Origin of the sequence: Nocardioides sp. 1609 (genome assembly GCF_004522105.1) — a bacterium.
GTDB lineage: Bacteria > Actinomycetota > Actinomycetes > Propionibacteriales > Nocardioidaceae > Nocardioides.
Window position 1 is genome coordinate 341,675 of record NZ_SPUJ01000003.1, and the last position, 15,174, is coordinate 356,848.

At 74.8% G+C, this 15,174-nt stretch carries 10 protein-coding genes; 5 read left to right on the forward strand and 5 right to left on the reverse strand.

All coding sequences use genetic code 11. The annotated features are described in order from the left end of the window. The first annotated feature begins 25 nt into the window (after positions 1-25). Genes gcvP through E4623_RS07895 form a run of 3 tightly spaced genes read left to right on the forward strand, consistent with a single transcriptional unit; the run spans position 26 to position 5,772 of the window. On the forward strand, positions 26-2,950 hold the full coding sequence (gene gcvP, locus E4623_RS07885; protein ID WP_134765963.1) for an aminomethyl-transferring glycine dehydrogenase: 2,925 nt from the start codon (positions 26-28) through the stop codon (positions 2,948-2,950). Continuing rightward, positions 2,947-4,206 carry a serine hydrolase domain-containing protein gene (locus E4623_RS07890; RefSeq protein WP_134765964.1) on the forward strand — a complete coding sequence of 420 codons (1,260 nt, stop codon included), beginning with the start codon at positions 2,947-2,949 and terminating at the stop codon, positions 4,204-4,206. Before gcvP ends, E4623_RS07890 begins: the two co-directional genes overlap by 4 nt. Positions 4,207-4,242: 36 nt before the next feature. Next, the gene (locus tag E4623_RS07895) at positions 4,243-5,772 is read left to right on the forward strand and encodes a CYTH and CHAD domain-containing protein (protein WP_134765965.1); all 1,530 of its coding nucleotides are present in this window, start codon (positions 4,243-4,245) and stop codon (positions 5,770-5,772) included. 27 nt (positions 5,773-5,799) lie between these two features. Here the strand turns inward: E4623_RS07895 and E4623_RS07900 are convergent, their stop codons facing one another. From E4623_RS07900 to E4623_RS07910, 3 genes are read right to left on the reverse strand one after another with little or no spacing between them, the layout of a single operon-like run. Next, the gene (locus E4623_RS07900) at positions 5,800-6,513 is read right to left on the reverse strand and encodes an Ig-like domain-containing protein (RefSeq protein ID WP_134765966.1); all 714 of its coding nucleotides are present in this window, start codon (positions 6,511-6,513) and stop codon (positions 5,800-5,802) included. Between the two features lie 47 nt (positions 6,514-6,560). Next, on the reverse strand, positions 6,561-7,955 hold the full coding sequence (locus E4623_RS07905; RefSeq protein ID WP_134765967.1) for a metallopeptidase TldD-related protein: 1,395 nt from the start codon (positions 7,953-7,955) through the stop codon (positions 6,561-6,563). Beyond that, positions 7,955-9,496, reverse strand: a complete 1,542-nt coding sequence (locus E4623_RS07910; protein ID WP_134765968.1) for a TldD/PmbA family protein — start codon at positions 9,494-9,496, stop codon at positions 7,955-7,957. The genes E4623_RS07905 and E4623_RS07910 overlap by 1 nt, the downstream gene beginning before the upstream one ends. A gap of 37 nt (positions 9,497-9,533) precedes the next feature. Between E4623_RS07910 and E4623_RS07915 the strand changes: the two genes are divergently transcribed. Together E4623_RS07915 and E4623_RS07920 are read left to right on the forward strand one after the other, a co-directional pair. Next, positions 9,534-10,226: a sulfotransferase gene (locus E4623_RS07915; RefSeq protein ID WP_167736527.1), complete on the forward strand. Its 693-nt coding sequence runs from the start codon at positions 9,534-9,536 to the stop codon at positions 10,224-10,226. 148 nt (positions 10,227-10,374) lie between these two features. Then, the gene (locus E4623_RS07920) at positions 10,375-10,932 is read left to right on the forward strand and encodes a type 1 glutamine amidotransferase domain-containing protein (protein ID WP_134765970.1); all 558 of its coding nucleotides are present in this window, start codon (positions 10,375-10,377) and stop codon (positions 10,930-10,932) included. Between the two features lie 32 nt (positions 10,933-10,964). On the opposite strand, the gene E4623_RS07925 is transcribed toward E4623_RS07920, so the two are convergent. Together E4623_RS07925 and E4623_RS07930 are read right to left on the reverse strand one after the other, a co-directional pair. Next, positions 10,965-13,946 carry an SMC family ATPase gene (locus tag E4623_RS07925; RefSeq protein WP_134765971.1) on the reverse strand — a complete coding sequence of 994 codons (2,982 nt, stop codon included), beginning with the start codon at positions 13,944-13,946 and terminating at the stop codon, positions 10,965-10,967. Next, complete coding sequence (locus E4623_RS07930; protein WP_134765972.1) at positions 13,943-15,118, reverse strand: exonuclease SbcCD subunit D; 1,176 nt, start codon at positions 15,116-15,118, stop codon at positions 13,943-13,945. Before E4623_RS07930 ends, E4623_RS07925 begins: the two co-directional genes overlap by 4 nt. Positions 15,119-15,174 lie beyond the last annotated feature (56 nt).

The following is a 15,174-nucleotide window of genomic DNA, read 5'->3' on the forward strand; positions in this document are numbered from 1 at the left end:
CGGTCTGTCGATCCGAGGAGCCTCCGTGTCCGAGCACCCCACCCTGTCCGACCTCGATGGTGCGTCGCCGTTCGTCGATCGGCACATCGGCCTCGACGCCGACGCCGTCGCCACGATGCTGGCCACGCTGGGCTTCGACTCCCTCGACGCGCTGATGGCCGCGGCCGTCCCGGGCGGCATCCGCAGCGCGGAGGCCCTCGACCTCCCGGCCCCGCTGACCGAGGAGGCCGCCGCCCGCGAGCTGCGGGCGATCGCGGCGTCCAACCGGCCGGGGGAGCCGATGATCGGCCTGGGCTACCACGCGACGATCACGCCGCCGGTGATCCGGCGCAACGTCCTCGAGGACCCCAGCTGGTACACCGCCTACACGCCGTACCAGCCCGAGATCAGCCAGGGCCGGCTCGAGGCGCTGCTCAACTTCCAGACCGTCGTCGGCGACCTCACCGGCCTGCCGACCGCCAACGCGAGCCTGCTCGACGAGGGGACCGCCGTGGCGGAGGCGATGACCCTCGTGCGCCGGGCCAACCGGAAGGCGAGCGGACCGTTCGTCGTGGACGCCGACGCGCTCCCGCAGACCATCGACGTCGTCCGCACCCGGGCCGAGGCGATGGGCATCGACGTCCTCGTCGCCGACCTCACCGACGGGCTGCCCGGCGACCTGCCGGACGGCGCCCTGTCGGGCGTCCTGGTCCAGTACCCGGGAGCGTCGGGCCGCATCCTCGACCCGCGCCCGCTCATCGAGGCCACCCACGAGCGCGGTGCGCTCGCGGTCGTCGCCGCCGACCTGCTGGCCCTCACCCTGCTCGAGGCCCCTGGTGCGCTGGGGGCCGACGTCGTCGTCGGCTCGAGCCAGCGCTTCGGCGTTCCGCTGTTCTACGGCGGCCCGCACGCCGGCTTCATGTCGGTCGCCGCCGGCCTCGAGCGCCACCTGCCCGGCCGCCTGGTCGGCGTCTCCGTGGATGCCGAGGGCCGCCCGGCGTACCGGCTCGCGCTCCAGACCCGGGAGCAGCACATCCGCCGCGACAAGGCGACGTCCAACATCTGCACCGCCCAGGTGCTGCTCGCCGTCGTCGCCTCGATGTACGCCGTATACCACGGCCCAGACGGGCTCCGGTCCATCGCGACCCGCACCCACCGGTACGCCGCCGTCCTGGCCCGCGCCCTCGCCGACGCCGGTCTCGCCCCCGCCCACGAGCAGTTCTTCGACACCCTCACCGTCGCCGTGCCCGGCCGCGCCGACGACATCGTGTCGGCGGCCCGCGCCCTCGGCCTCCACCTGCGGCGCGTCGACGACGACACGATCGGGATCTCGACGTCCGAGCTGACCACGCGCTCCACCGTCGAGGCCGTGCTCCGGGCCTTCGGGGTCCCGCGCGGCCAGGCAGACCTCGACGCCGTCGACCGGGCCACCGAGGACGCGCTCCCCGACGGACTGCGCCGCGCGACGCCGTACCTCACCCACGAGGTCTTCCAGACCCACCGCAGCGAGACCCAGATGCTGCGCTACCTGCGCCGGCTCTCGGCCCGCGACTACGCGCTCGACCGCGGCATGATCCCGCTGGGCTCCTGCACGATGAAGCTCAACGCGACGACCGAGATGGAGCCGGTGAGCCTGCCCGGCTTCGCCGACCTGCACCCGTTCGCGCCGGCCGAGGACGCCGCGGGCTACCGCCGGCTCGTCGACGAGCTCGAGGGCTGGCTGGCCGAGGTCACCGGCTACGACCGGGTCTCGATCCAGCCGAACGCCGGCTCGCAGGGCGAGCTCGCCGGGTTGCTCGCGATCCGCGGCTACCACCGCTCGCGCGGCGACCTGACGCGTGACGTCTGCCTGATCCCCAGCTCGGCGCACGGCACCAACGCCGCCTCGGCCGTGATGGCCGGCATGAAGGTCGTCGTCGTCAAGGCGGGCGACGACGGGACCGTCGACCTCGCCGACCTCGAGGCCCAGTGCGCCAAGCACGCCGACACGCTCGCCGCGATCATGGTGACCTACCCCTCGACGCACGGCGCCTACGAGGACACCATCAGCGCGCTCTGCGAGGTCGTGCACGCCCACGGCGGCCAGGTCTACGTCGACGGCGCCAACCTGAACGCCCTGCTCGGCTACGCCAAGCCCGGGGAGTTCGGCGGCGACGTGTCGCACCTCAACCTGCACAAGACCTTCTGCATCCCGCACGGCGGTGGCGGCCCGGGTGTCGGGCCGGTCGCCGTCCGCGAGCACCTCGCGCCGTTCCTGCCCTCCCACGCGATGCACCCCGAGGAGGCCAAGCGCGAGGGCATCGGCCCGATCAGCGCGGCGCCGTACGGCTCGGCGGGCATCCTGCCGATCTCGTGGGCCTACATCCGGCTGATGGGCGCCGAGGGGCTGACCCGCGCGACCGCGAGCGCCGTGCTCGCCGCCAACTACGTCGCCAAGCGGCTCGCCGAGCACTTCCCGGTGCTCTACACCGGCCACGGAGGCCTGGTCGCGCACGAGTGCATCCTGGACGTCCGTGGCCTCACGAAGGAGACCGGCGTCAGCGTCGACGACGTCGCCAAGCGGCTGGTCGACTACGGCTTCCACGCCCCGACGATGTCGTTCCCGGTGGCCGGCACGCTGATGGTCGAGCCGACCGAGTCCGAGGACCTCGCCGAGATCGACCGGTTCTGCGACGCGATGATCGCCATCCGGGGCGAGATCGACCGGGTCGGCGCGGGCGAGTGGACCCCGGAGGGCTCGCCGCTGCGCGGCGCCCCCCACACCGCGCGCGTGCTGGTCGGCGAGTGGGACCGCTCCTACTCCCGCGAGCTGGCGGTGTTCCCCACCGGCCCCACGGGACCGAACGGCGCGGCTGACAAGTACTGGCCGCCCGTCGCCCGCGTCGACCAGGCCTACGGCGACCGCAACCTGGTCTGCTCCTGCCCCCCGCCGGAGGCGTTCGCCGAGCCCGAGCCGGCCGGCCGGGAGTGAGCCTGCAGGTCCGCCTCGGCGCCCTCCAGCGGCGGGGCCGCCTGCCCTCGGTGGTCGGCGGCGTGCTGCGCGACGGCGTGCTCGTGGAGTCGGCCGGCGTCCACGCCGACCCGTCGACGGCCTACCGGATCGGCTCGATCACCAAGACGATGACGGCGGCGCTGGTCCTCCAGCTGCGCGACGACGACGTCCTCTCGCTCGACGACCCGGTCGGACGGTTCCTGCCCGGCGTCGGGTACGGCGACCTGACGGTCGCCGACCTGCTCGGCCACACCGGCGGCATGCAGAGCGAGCCGGCCGGGTCGTGGTGGGAGCGCTCGACCGGCGGCGACTTCGACGCCCTCGCCGCCGCCAACGACGGCGCCGGCGCCGTGGCCGGCCCGGGGGAGTGGTTCCACTACTCGAACCTCGGCTACGGGCTGCTCGGCGAGGTCGTGGCCCGGCTGCGCGGCGCGCCGTGGTGGGACGTCGTGGTGGCCCGGCTCCTCGAACCGCTCGAGATGACGCGGACCACCTACGGCCCCGACGCCGCGCGGGGACGGCACGCGCAGGGGCACAGCGTCGAGCACTTCACCGGGCGGCTCGCCACCGAGCCGCACACCGACACCGGGGCGATGGCGCCGGCTGGACAGGCCTGGAGCACCGTGGCCGACCTCGCGGTGTGGGCGGCGTTCCTGGCCGGCCGGCGACCCGACGTCCTCGCGACCGCGACGCTCACCGAGATGGGGACGCCGCGCCTCGACCCCTCGTACGGTCTCGGCCTGCGGGTGCTCGGCCTGGGCCCGGACGCCGCCCGGCGGTTCGTCGGTCACACCGGCTCGATGCCCGGCTTCCTGGCCAGCCTGTTCGTCGAGCCGGCCACCGGCGACGGTGCCGTCGTGCTGGCGAACGCGACGACCGGCCTCGACGCCGACGGCGTCCCGCACGAGCTGCTGCTCGCCGAGGACCCGGCCCCGGTCACCCCCTGGGTGCCGACCACCTCGGTGCCGCCGGTGGTCGAGCCGCTGCTCGGCGTCTGGTTCTGGGGCAACTCCGCGGTCGAGCTGCGCTGGTCCGACGAGCGTCTCGAGGTCCGGTCGCTCCAGAGCGGGTCGCTCGCCCACACCTTCGAGGTCCGCGACGACGACACGATCCTCGGCGCCTCGGGCTACCACCGCGGCGAGACGCTGCACGTGCACCCCACCCACCTCGAGTGCGCGACGTTCGTCTACACGCGAGTCCCCTACGACGCCGCGGCTCCGATCCCCGGTCCCTGAGAGCACCGTTCACCTCGGTCGGCTACTACTTGCCTCGTGAAGGACCACCACGAGATCGAGCGCGCCTACGCCGTCGACACCGAGACCGAGCTGCCCGACCTGACCGACCTGCCGGGCGTCGTCCGGGTCACCGAGCCGACGACGGCGACCCTGGTCGCCACCTACGTCGACACCGCCGACCTGGCGCTGGTGCGCCACGGCGTCACGCTGCGGCGGCGCACCGGAGGCGCCGACGCGGGGTGGCACCTCAAGGTGCCGGCCGGGCTCGGGCGCGACGAGCTGCACCGGCCGCTGGGCCGCTCCGAGACGGTCCCGGCCGTGCTCGCCCGGCAGGTGCTCGGCTGGACCCGGGGCCGGGACCTGCGCCCGGTCGCCGACATCGAGACCGTCCGCACGACGCGGCTCCTGCTCGGCGCCGAGGACGCCGTCCTGGCCGAGGTGGCCGACGACCGGGTCACCGGCCGGGCGGTCGGGCGGCTCGCCGCGGACGCCGTGGCCTGGCGCGAGGTCGAGATCGAGCTGGTCACGGCGCCCCCGGCGTTCCTCGACGACGCCGACGGCCCGCTCGCCGCGGCCGGGATCGTGCCGCGGACGGTGCAGCGCAAGATCGGCTCGGTGCTGGCCCACCGGCTGCCCGAGCCGGCCGCGGCGGCCACCGGGCTGACGCTCGACGGGCCGGCCTCCGCCGTCCTGCTGGCCCGGCTCGCGGAGCAGGTCGACGCGCTGCTCCGTGCGGACTGCGACGTCCGGCGCGGCGTCGACGACGGCGTCCACCAGCTGCGGGTCGCGTGCCGACGGCTCCGCGCCGCGCTCGCGACCTACCGCCCGCTGCTCGACCGCGACCGCACCGACCCGCTCCGCAACGAGCTCCGCTGGGTCGCGCGGACCCTCGGCGCCGGCCGCGACGCCGAGGTCGTCCAGGAGCGACTGCGCGGCCTGGTCGCCGAGGTCCCGCGTCGCCACGTCGTGGGCCCGGTCCGCCGGCGGATCGACCGCACCTACGCCGACCGGCGCCGCGCGACGGGCACGCACGCCGCCGACGTCCTGGCGTCCCGGCGCTACCTGCGGCTGCTGGGGCGGCTCGACCGGCTCGTCACCTCACCGCCGTGGGCCGAGCGCGCCGAACGGCCGGCCGCGGAGGTCCTTCCGCAGCGCGTCCGCAAGGACCTCCGGCGGCTGCAGGACGCCGTCGCACTCGCCGAGGCGGTCGCCGAGACCGACGGTGCGGGCCCGGCGCACGACGAGGCGCTGCACGACGTGCGCAAGTCGGCGAAGCGGCTGCGCTACGCCTGCGAGGTGCTCGAGCCCCTGTGGGGCGCGGACGCCAAGCGGCTGCGCAAGGCCGCCCAGGAGGTCACCCGGGTCCTCGGCGAGCGCCAGGACACCGCCGTGACGCGCGCCGGCCTGCGCCGGATCGCCGCACGGGCCGCCGCCGACGGCGAGAGCGCCTTCACCTACGGCGTCCTGCACGAGCGCGAGGAGGCGCGGGCGGCCGCGCTGGAGGACGAGTTCGCCGAGGCGTGGCGTCGCGTCGACGGCAAGAAGCTGCGGCGCTGGCTGGGCTGAGCGACGCGTGGTCGTCGGCCACCGCCGCTACGAGGTGCGGTGCCAGCGCTCCAGGTCGCGCGGCGTGGCGACGTACGGCACGCCGCGGTGGGCGCCGGCGCGACCGAGGTCGATGCCGCGCACGGTGCCGTGCCCCGCGTCCGACCCGGTCCGGGGGTAGTAGGCGACGTAGTCGATCCTCGGACGCTCCACGCGGATGCGCTTGGCCGCGCGGGCAGGGACCGAGACGCGACCGTCGGGCTCTCCCTCGCGGAACGATCCGTAGTAGACGACGACGCGGCGCGAGCCGGGGTTGGCGATCCGCAGCGTTCCGGGGCGTCCTGGCACCTTGGTCACCTTGACCTCCTTCACCTTGACGACCACCACGGTGAGCGTGCCCGGCCGGAGGTAGCCCTCGTCGCAGGCCCAGTAGGTGATCTCGTAGGTCCCCGGCCGGTTGCGTGTCGGGAAGATCGCGAGCGCCTCCCCGTCGACACCGATCTCCTCTCCGGAGAGCTCGGAGACGTCGAGCGGCGCACGGCTCGGCACGCGCACCCGACAGATCTCGAGGACGTCGCCGTTCGGGTCGGTGTCGTTGGCGAGCACGTCGACGAACGCGGCCCCCGAGCCCTCCACGCGGACCCGGTCGTTCTCGACGACCGGGGCGTCGGTGGACTCGTCGGCGTGAGCCGGGACGACGGACGTGACGAGGACCAGCGCGGTGGCGGCGGCGGTCAGGGCAGCGGTGAGACGACGGTGCACGTGGGCTCCTGGATCGAAGGGGTCCGCGCACCCTACGGTCTCGCTGCTCAGACCGCCTGGGAAACGCTCGACATGTTGAAGTCGGGCACCCGCAGCGCCGGCGTCGCGGTGCGCGAGAAGTAGTCGTCGCCCCACTCGCGGCTGAAGCTCGGGACGGTCCCCGAGGCGTGCGTGAAGCGGCGGAGGAGGTCGACCGGGCTCTCGTTGAACCGGAAGTTGTTCACCGAGCCGGTGACCTCGCCGTCCTCGACGAGGTAGACGCCGTCGCGGGTCAGCCCGGTGAGCAGCAACGACTGCGGGTCGACCTCGCGGATGTACCAGAGGCAGGTGAGCAGGAGACCGCGCTCGGTGCCGGCGACGACGTCGGCGAGGCTGCCCTGCCCGCTGTCGACGTCGAGCACGAGGTTGTCGACGGCCGGCGTGACCGGCTGCGAGGTCATCGTCGCCGAGTGCCGCGTCTGCAGGAGCGAGGTGAGCTCGCCGTCGCGGATCCAGTCGGTGCGCCCCAGCGGGAGACCGTTGTCGAAGACCGAGGAGGTGTTGCCCGACGACGTCGCGACGTTGAACGGCGCGCACCGGAGCCGGTCGTGGGCCGGGTCGCTGTAGAGGTGCACGCCGCGGGCGGCGATCGTCTCGCCGATCCGGGTGCCGGTGGGGCGGCGGCTGTAGACCGACTGCCCCTCCCAGGCGTCGCGCGCACCGGCGGACCAGTAGGCGTCGATCATCAGGTCGGCGACCGCGGTGGGCGGCAGGATCGTGTCGTAGCGGCCCGCGGGCAGGTCGACGCGACGGTCGCCCCAGGCCAGCCGGCGCGCGACCTCGGACTCGATCGCGAGGGCGTCGACGTCGGCGAAGTCGCGGGTGGCGCCGCCCACCCAGGCGCTCTCGGTGCGTCCCTCGGGTGTGGTCGTCTTGCCGGTGCAGCCGTAGTGGCCGGTGGGCTGCACGTGGCGCAGCCGCAGCCCGGTGGACGAGCCGAGGTACGTCGTCGTCATCTCGTGGTTGACGAACCCGTAGAGCACCCGGCGACCGGCGTCGGCGACCCGGAAGGCCTCCCCGAGGGCAGGGGCGAAGGCGTCGTAGACGTGGATGTCGGTCGTCTCCGGGGCGGCGTCCCAGTCGGTGCTCGCCGGGACGTCGCGGACCAGCGGGTTCGCGTCCTCGGCCGGTGAGGCGGCCCGGGCGGCGGCGTCCGCGGCGGTGACCAGCGCGGTGACCTGCGCCTGGGTCGTCGCGCTGCCGGTGACCGACCCGGTCGCCGTACCGACGAACGAGACGACGGTGACCGAGACGCCGTGCATGACGCCGTTGGTGGTGAGGGTGTTGTTGGCCCAGCGCAGGTTGGCGCTGGTGTGGTCGCGGACGATCACGACGCAGTCGTCGGCGACCGAGGCGGCCAGCGCCTGCTCGACGAGGCTCTGGGGGTGCAGGGGAGTGCTCATCAGTTGCCGCCCTCCTCGAGGGTGTTGAGGATCCGGACGTCGCGGAAGAGCGACGTCGGGCAGCCGTGGCTGACCGCCGCGACCTGTCCGGGTTGGGCCTTGCCGCAGTTGAACGCGCCGCCGAGGACCCAGGTGTCCTCACCGCCGACGGCCTCCATCGAGTTCCAGAAGTCGGTCGTCGTGGCCTGGTAGGCCACGTCGCGCACCTGGCCGACGAGCTCGCCGTCCCGGATGGTGAAGAAGCGCTGGCCGGTGAACTGGAAGTTGAACCGCTGCATGTCGATCGACCACGACTTGTCGCCGACGACGTACAGGCCGCGCTCGACGCGGCCGATCAGGTCGGCGGTGCTCGGGGCGTCGGGCGTGGGGTCCGGCTGGAGGGAGACGTTGGCCATCCGCTGGATCGGGATGTGGCCCGACGAGTCGGCGTAGGCGCACCCGTTGGAGCGGCCGCGGCCGTCGGGTCCGGGGTTGAGCTGGGGGAGCATCACCCCCATCGGCCGGTCGAGCTGGTAGCCGACCAGGACGCCGTCCTTGACGATGTCCCAGTTCTGGGTCTGCACGCCCTCGTCGTCGTAGCCGATGGTGGCCAGGCCGTGGTCGACGGTGCGGTCGCCGGTGACGTTCATGACCGGCGTGCCGTACTGGAGGTTGTTGAGCTTGTCGGTCGTGGCGAACGACGTGCCGGCGTAGTTGGCCTCGTAGCCGAGGGCGCGGTCGAGCTCGGTGGCGTGCCCGATCGACTCGTGGATGGTCAGCCACAGGTTGCTCGGGTGGATGACGAGGTCGTAGGTGCCGGCCTCGACGCTGGGTGCCGCGAGCTTCTCGGCGAGCAGCTCGGGGACCTCGTCGATCTCGGCGTCCCAGTCCCACGCGCCCTGGGCCCGGCCGCCGACGACGTACTCCCAGCCGCGACCGGCCGGGGGAGCGATGCTGGCCATCGAGTCGAAGATGTCGGCGCCGGCGCCCATCGCCTCGAACCCGGGCATCAGCCGGACGCGCTGCTGGGTCGTGCGGGTGCCGGCCAGGTCGGCGTAGTACTTGTTCTCCTGGACCTGCTGCACGAAGGCGGTGGCGTGGTCGACGGCGGCGCCGGCGCGCAGCCGCTCGGTCCAGTCGACGAGCAGCGCGGCCTTCTCGGCGACCGGGACGTCGAGGGGGTTGATCTCGTAGGCGCTGACCCAGGTGACGTCGTCGTAGACCGGCTCGTCGGCGATCTCGACCGGGCGGCTGGTCATCCCCGCGGCGACGTTCGCGACGGCGACGGCGGTCTCGGCCACCCGCACGGCCTCGTCGGTGGTCAGGACGACGCCCGCGGCGAACCCCCAGGAGCCGCGGTGGATCACCCGCACCGCGAACCCGAGGTCCTCGGCGTCGCTGGCGCCCTGCAGGACGCCGTCGCGCACCGACAGGTCCTGGTAGCGCACCCGCTCGAACCGGAAGTCGGCGTGGGTGACGCCGAGCTCGCGGGCCCGGGACAGGGCCGCGTCGCCCAGCGAGCGGTGGGGGAGGTCGGCGAACGTGGGATCGAGTCCACTCATGGGAGCGAACCTAGCCCCTCCCACTAGGGTGCTGCTCGTGCACATCGGACCGTCGTGGCTCGGCATCGGCGCCCAGCGCAGCGGCACCACCTGGTTGACGGACCTCCTCGTGCAGCACCCGCTGGTCGGTCTCGGCACCAACGGCAAGAAGGAGCAGCACCTGCTCCACAAGGTCGGCGACGGCGTCGTCCCCGAGGCCGAGTACCTCGGGCTGTTCCCCGACGACGGCGTGCGCCGCGGCGACTGGACCCCGCAGTACCTCCGTCACGCCTCGACGCCGGCCGTCGCGGCGCGGCTGCTGCCCGACGTACCGGTGCTGGTGGTGCTGCGCGACCCGGTCGAGCGCTACCGCTCCGCGATGCGGTTGGCCGCCACCCGCGGCAGGTCGTGGCCCTACCCGGTGCCGATCACCGTGCAGACCTGGACCGGCTGCTACGCCGACCAGCTCGACATGTGGGCTGCTGCGGTCGGACGCGAGCGGATCCACGTGCTGGTCTACGAGCAGGTCCGCACCGACGCCCAGGGCACCGTCGACCGGTTGTGGTCCGCGCTCGGCCTGGACCCGGTGCCGCTCTCCGCGGTCGAGGAGGAGTCCAGCTCGTCGTCGCGAGCCGAGTGGGACTGGACCCCCGGCCTCCGCGAGACCCTGCAGACCCTCTACCGCCCCCAGGCCGACCGCCTCGAGCGCGACTGGGGCCTCGACCTCGCCACCTGGACCTCCCTCCGCTGACCCCTCCCGACTGCCGAGTCGGCGTTCGTGCTCAGTCCTTGCGCCGACTCGACCCGATCCGACTTGAAGTTCACGCCGACTCGGCGACTGGTGCGGGTCACCCGCTGGGGCGGTGGGTGGGGGAGGCGGGTCTGCCTACCGTCGAGGCATGGCTACTGACACGAGCAAGAAGGTTGCGTTCCTGACCTCCAACGAGGGCATCGAGAAGGCCGAGCTGGTCGAGCCTTGGCAGGCGGTCGTGGACGCCGGGTACGAGCCGGTGCTCTTGGCGCCCGAGGCCGGTGAGGCCGACCTGTACGAGCACCTCGACAAGGCCGGCTCGCAGAAGGTCGACGCGACGGTAGGCGGTGCCGACGCCGACGAGTACGCCGCCCTGGTGCTGCCCGGCGGGGTGGCGAACCCCGACGCCCTGCGTCTCGACGCCGACGCCGTGAGCTTCGTCCGCGACTTCGTGGCGTCCGGCAAGCCGGTCGCCGCGATCTGCCACGCGGCCTGGGTCCTCGTCGAGGCCGACGTCGTGCGGGGGCGCACCGTCGCGTCCTGGCCGAGCCTGCAGACCGACATCCGCAACGCCGGGGGCGAGTGGCGCGACGAGGAGGTCGTCACCGACGGCAACCTCGTCACCAGCCGCAACCCGGGCGACATCCCGGCGTTCAACAACGCGCTGCTCGAGGCGATCGCGCACGGAGCCGCCGGCACGTCGTGACCAGCGGCTCGTGACCCACACCTCGTGACCGGCTACCGGCGCAGGCTCACCGTCGAGCCGCGCCGGTGCTTGGCCACGTGCAGCTGCGTGGGGATCCGGTCGCGCATCTCGGCCACGTGGCTGACCACGCCCACGACCCGGCCGCCGTCGCGCAGCGAGTCGAGGGTGTCCATCACGTCGTCGAGGGTGTCGGCGTCGAGCGACCCGAAACCCTCGTCGACGAAGAGCGTGTCGAGGGTCGCTCCGCCCGCCTCGTGGGAGATGACGTCGGCCAGGCCGAGCGCGAGGGCGAGGGAGACCACGAACGTCTCGCCGCCCGAGAGCGTGGCGGGGTCGCGCGACTCGCCGGACCAGTCGTCGCGCACGAGCAGGCTGAGTCCGCCGCGGGACTCGCCCGCGCCGCGCTGGCCGGTGTGCTCGAGGGAGTAGCGCTGGTCGCTCATCCGGGCGAGGCGCTCGTTGGCTGCCGCGACGACCTGCGAGAGGCGGTAGGCCAGGACGTAGGCCGAGAGCCGCATCTTGAGCAGGTTGTCGGCCGACTTGCCCTCGACGAACGCCGAGAGCCGGGCCACGACGCCGTGGTCGCGTCGGACCGGGGCCCAGGCCGCCAGCTCGGCGTCGAGGGTCGCGAGCAGGCCCGCGAGCCGCTCGGTGCGCGCGGAGTAGCGGCTCACGTCGGACGCCGCGGTCCGGACCCGCGCGAGGACCTCGACGTGCCGCCGCTCCAGGAGGTCGACGTCGGGCAGCGGGACGGCGTCGTCGGGACCGGCGTCGCGGAGCACCTCGGTCACGGCCTCCAGGCGGCGCTCGTGGCGCGTGACGGCCTCGTCGAGGGCACGGAGCGCCCCGGCCTCGAGCGTCGCGGCCTGCGCGTCGGCGACGTGCTCGAACCCGGCGTCGGCGACCGCTGCGGCGACGGCCCGGTCAGCCGCGACCTGGGTGCCGGCGGCGGTGCGCGCCTCCTCTGCCGCGCGGGCCGCGGCCCGGCACAGCTCGGCGGTGCGGCGGTGTGCGTCGTGGACGGCGTCGAGGTCGGGGTGGTCGCCGAGGACGGCGGCGAGCTCGGCGCCGAGGGTCGCCTCCTCCTGGGTCAGCCCGCCGCGCTCGCCCACGAGCCGGAAGTCGGCGGCGAGGAGCTCGTCGCACCGGTGCTCGAGGTCGACCAGGGCACGCTCGTCGGTGCTCAGCCTGGCCTCGAGCTCGGGCAGCCGGCCGGCCGAGCGCAGGGCCGCCCCGAGCGAGTCCTGCAGGGTGGCGAGCCGTGCGGCGAGGTCGGCGACCGGGTCGTCGCCGACCCGCGCCTCGGCCGCGGCCAGGGACTGCTCCAGCTCCCGCACCTGCTGGTCGAGCGCGTGCTCGACGACCTCGGCGTCGGCGACGGCGTTGAGCGCGGTCTTCTCGGTCGCCGCGTCGGGCGCGCCGGGTGCCGGACGCGCCTTCGCGGGGTGGTCGCCGGACCCGCAGACCGGGCAGCAGCCCCCGACGACCAGCGCCACGGCGAGCTCGGCGGCCATGCCGTCGAGACGCAGCCGCTGGACGGCGAGGAGCTCGTCCTTGAGCACGAAGGTCTGCTCGCGGGTCTGCAGCCACCGCTCGCGGACCTCCTGGAGGCGCGCGCGCAGCACGACGACCTGCTCGTGGGCGTCGAGGCGTGACCGGGCGTCCTGCGCGGACGCCGTGAGGACGTCGACCCGGCGGGCGTCGTCGCGGGCGTGGGCGACCTCGGCGCGCAGCGCCGCGACCCGGTCGGGACGCACGGCACGCTCGTGCTGCACCCGGCCGAGCTCGTCGGCGAGCTGGGTGCGCCGGTCGGCGTTGTCGCGCAGCGCCCGCCGGACGGCGGCGAGCCGGTCGGCGTGCGGCCGCTGGGCCCGGGCCTCGGCGGCGGCCGCGAGGGACCGGTCGGCGAGCGCGGACAGCCGGTCGGGGTCGGGGACCTCGCCGAGCCGGTCGGCCACGGCGGCCAGGGCGGCGTCGGCCGCGGCGCCGGCGCGGGTCGCGGCGGCCCCGGCGGCCTGGGCCTGGTGGCGCCACGGGACCACGACGGCAGCGCGCCGCGCCGCGTCGAGCCGGGCCCGGTCGGCGCGGTGGGCGGCGGTCCGGCCGAGGAGCACGTCGCGCTCCTGACGCGCGGCGACGAGCCGCTCGCGGCGGGCGACGTCGGCGCGGGCGGCCTCGAGCGCGGCCCGCGCGGTCTGCTCCTCGACGCCGGCCGCGGTGAGCCGGGCCTGCGACTCCTCCCGCCCGGACACCGCGTCGGCCAGGCACGCCTCGACCCAGGCGCGCAGCGTGTCGTCGTCGACGGCCGGGGCGAGGTCGTGGACGTCGACGTGGTCGGGCAGCGGCGTCGCGGCGGCCTCGCTGACCCGGCTGACGACGTCGGCGACCCGCTGGTGCCCCGCGGCGGACTCGTGACCGAGGGCGATCCGGCGCTCGCGCAACCAGCGCTCGACCGCCTCGAACCGACCGGTGCGGAACAGCTGCTGCAGCAGCCGGTGCCGCTCGTCGGACCGGGCGCGCAGGAAGGCCTGGAAGCGGCCCTGCGGGAGCATCGCGACCTGGGTGAACTGGGTGAGGTCGAGGCCGAGCAGCCGGACGACGAGGTCGCCGGTCTCGTCGAGCCGGCTCGACAGGGGCTGCCAGTCGGGCCCGACCCGCTCCGACACCGTGACCTTGGCCGGCTCGGTGGTGGTGCCGGCACCGCGCTTCTTGGGGCGTTCCCACGCGGGGGAGCGCACGATGCGGAAGCGCCGGCCGGCGAGCGTCGCCTCGAGCGTGACCCGCGGCGGCGTGGTGGGGTCGGCCTGGTCCGAGCGCAGCCGCTTGGCCTGGCTGCGGTCGCCCGGCACGTCGCCGTACAGCGCGAAGCAGACGGCGTCGAGGACGCTCGTCTTGCCGGCGCCGGTGGCTCCGGAGAGCAGGAAGAGCCCGGCCTCGGACAGGTCGTCGAAGTCGATGGTCGCGGCGCCCGCGAACGGGCCGAACGCCTGGATCTCCAGGCGGTGCAGCCTCACGCCTCGACCTCCGTGGCCGGACGCAGGAGGGTGTCGGTGTCGGGGTCGTCGCAGCACGCGTCGACGGCGCGGAAGAGCTCGCGGAGCTCGTCGGCGCCGGGAGCGGCGCCACGCAGCTCGACCATGAACTCCCGGGCGACGTCGTGGTCGCGCCGGGCGTCGGCGGCCGACGCCCCCGGCGCGCCGAGCGTGGTGCGGGTGGCGGCGAAGGCGAGCACCATCGTGTGGGGGAAGCGGCGGCGCAGGCGCTCCATCGCCTGGAGCGGCCGGGCCGGGTCGGTGAGCGTGGCCTCGACCCACGAGGCCTCGTGCTCGGCCAGGGCGGGGTCGGCGAGCAGCTCCTCCACCGTGCCGCGCAGCCGTGCCAGCGGCCGCGGCACCGGCGCCTCGACGAGCTCGGCGTGGGTGGAGCCGTCGGCGGCGAGGTCGACCAGCCAGGAGCCCTTGCGGTGCCCGGCCTCCGAGAACGAGTACGCCAGCGGGGACCCGCTGTAGCGGATCCGGTCGCCCAGGACGTGCGAGCCGTGCAGGTGGCCGAGCGCGACGTAGTCGACGCCGTCGAAGACCGACGTGGGGACCCGCGCGACCCCGCCGACGCTGATGTCGCGCTCGGAGTCGGAGGGCTGCGCGCCGGCGACGAAGGCGTGGGCCAGCACGACCGACCGGGTGCCGCGGCGCCCGGCCAGGTCGAGCCGCACCCGGCGCATCGCCTCGCCGAGCGCGGCCTGGTGCGAGCGCTGGTCGAGGCCCCACGGGTCGGCGACGGCGTGCGGGTCGAGGTAGGGGATGCCGTGGACGGCGACCGGGCCGTGGTCGTCGGCGAGCAGCACCGGGGTGCCGACGGCCCCGATGTCGGTGCGCAGGTGGACGCCGGCGGCGTCGATGAGCCGCGAGGAGAAGCCGAGCCGCTGCGCGGAGTCGTGGTTGCCGCTCGTGAGGACGACGGCGGCCCGCGACCGCGCGAGCCGCACGAGCGTCTCGTCGGCCAGCCGCACCGCGTCGACCGGCGGCAGCGCGCGGTCGTAGACGTCGCCGGCGACGACGACCAGGTCGACCCGCTCGGACTCGACGACCGCGAGCAGGTGGTCGACGAAGCGCTCCTGGTGCGCGAGCATCCCCTCCCGGTGGAACGACCGGCCCAGGTGCCAGTCGGAGGTGTGCAGGATGCGCATGTCGACCACGCTAGGGGTGGGCACCGACAGCAGCCCGGAGCACGCGCCGACCGGGC

Bases quoted from the DNA above. Each gene is read 5' to 3' on its own strand.
- E4623_RS07910 (WP_134765968.1), bottom strand. From the start codon at position 9,496: ATGAGTGGACTCGATCCCACGTTCGCCGACCTCCCCCACCGCTCGCTG.
- E4623_RS07905 (WP_134765967.1), bottom strand. From the start codon at position 7,955: ATGAGCACTCCCCTGCACCCCCAGAGCCTCGTCGAGCAGGCGCTGGCC.
- E4623_RS07920 (WP_134765970.1), top strand. From the start codon at position 10,375: ATGGCTACTGACACGAGCAAGAAGGTTGCGTTCCTGACCTCCAACGAG.
- E4623_RS07930 (WP_134765972.1), bottom strand. From the start codon at position 15,118: ATGCGCATCCTGCACACCTCCGACTGGCACCTGGGCCGGTCGTTCCAC.